Below are 1,970 nucleotides of genomic sequence, written 5' to 3'. Positions count from 1 at the left end.
CAACACCCCTCCCAATGCCCCCCGGACACCCCCGCACGACACGAACACCGAATGGGCAGGTTACGGAAGCCCTCCAGATAGGTAGGGTCTCAGTAGGTCGTCGGCTCTCTTCGTGAGGAGGTGACGGGGCGTGGCCGCTCGTGACGATGCTGGGGCGCGCAAGGCGCAGCACGAAAAGGAGGTCAGGGACCTCCAAACGCAGATCTCCTTCCTGGAGGAGGAGATCTCCGTGCTGCGCCGCAAGCTCGCGGAGTCCCCGCGCCAAGTACGTGTGCTGGAAGAACGCCTCCATGAGGCACAGGCCAACCTGGCCGCCGTAACCGGTCAGAACGAGCGTCTCGTAGCGACCCTCAAAGAGGCTCGCGAGCAGATCGTGGCGCTCAAGGAGGAGGTCGACAGGCTCGCACAACCACCATCCGGATTCGGAGTCTTCCTCGAAGCCCGCGACGACGGAACCGTCGACATCTTCACCGGCGGACGCAAACTCCGCGTCAACGTCAGCCCGGCCGTCGACATCGACGAACTCCAGCGCGGCCAAGAGGTCATGCTCAACGAGGCCCTCAACATCGTCGAAGCACTCAAGTTCGAAGAGCAGGGCGAAGTCGTCATGCTCAAGGAACTCTTCGACGACGGCGAACGCGCCCTCGTCATCGCGCACGCAGACGAGGAACGCGTCGTCAAACTCGCCGAACCACTCCGCGGAGTACCCCTCCGCGCCGGCGACTCCCTCATGCTCGAACCCCGGTCCGGATACGCCTACGAGAAGATCCACAAGGCAGAGGTCGAAGAACTCGTCCTCGAAGAGGTCCCCGACATCTCCTACAACGAGATCGGCGGCCTCAGCGGCCAGATCGAACTGATCCGCGACGCCGTGGAACTCCCGTACCTGCACGCCGACCTCTTCCGCGAGCACCAGCTCAGGCCACCCAAGGGCGTCCTCCTCTACGGACCCCCCGGATGCGGGAAGACGCTCATCGCCAAGGCCGTCGCCAACTCCCTCGCCAAACAGGTCGCCGAGAAGACCGGCCAGGAGGGCAAGAGCTTCTTCCTCAACATCAAGGGCCCCGAGCTGCTCAACAAGTACGTCGGCGAAACCGAACGGCACATCCGCCTGGTCTTCCAGCGCGCCCGCGAGAAGGCGTCCGCCGGAACCCCCGTCATCGTCTTCTTCGACGAGATGGACTCCATCTTCCGCACCCGCGGATCCGGAGTCTCCTCCGACGTCGAGAACACCATCGTCCCGCAGCTGCTCAGCGAGATCGACGGCGTCGAAGGACTGGAGAACGTCATCGTCATCGGCGCCTCCAACCGCGAGGACATGATCGACCCGGCGATCCTGCGCCCCGGCCGTCTCGACGTCAAGATCAAGATCGAGCGTCCCGACGCCGAAGCAGCCAAGGACATCTTCTCCAAGTACATCCTCGACGGCCTCCCGCTCCACCCCGACGACGTCAAGGAGCACGGCGGCTCCGCCGAGGCCACGGTCGAAGCAATGATCCAGGCCACCGTCGAACGCATGTACACCGAAAGCGAGGAGAACCGCTTCCTGGAGGTCACCTACGCCAACGGCGACAAGGAAGTCCTCTACTTCAAGGACTTCAACTCCGGAGCGATGATCCAGAACATCGTCGACCGCGCCAAGAAGATGGCCATCAAGCAGTACCTCGACACCGGCCAGAAAGGCATGCGCGTCACCCACCTCCTCGCCGCCTGCGTCGACGAGTTCAGCGAGAACGAAGACCTGCCCAACACCACCAACCCCGACGACTGGGCCCGCATCTCCGGCAAGAAGGGCGAGCGGATCGTGTACATCCGCACCCTCGTCTCCGGGACCAAGGGCTCCGAAGCCGGCCGATCCATCGACACCGTCGCCAACACCGGCCAGTACCTGTAACGAGGCCCACACCGTGACACCGGCGCGGCGGCCCCCCGAACGGGAGGCCGCCGCGTCCGCATGCCCCGCCACACCC

At 64.5% G+C, this 1,970-nt stretch carries 1 protein-coding gene; it reads left to right on the top strand.

Translation table 11 applies throughout. The annotated features are described in order from the left end of the window. The first annotated feature begins 130 nt into the window (after positions 1 to 130). Complete coding sequence (gene arc, locus E1289_RS37390) at positions 131 to 1,894, top strand: proteasome ATPase (RefSeq protein WP_131988889.1); 1,764 nt, start codon at positions 131 to 133, stop codon at positions 1,892 to 1,894. The last annotated feature ends 76 nt before the right edge of the window (positions 1,895 to 1,970 follow it).

This window comes from Actinomadura sp. 6K520, assembly GCF_004349245.1.
Classification (GTDB): domain Bacteria; phylum Actinomycetota; class Actinomycetes; order Streptosporangiales; family Streptosporangiaceae; genus Spirillospora.
The sequence above is the reverse complement of the archived record's forward strand: the minus strand, read 5'-3'. Positions and strand labels throughout refer to the sequence as shown.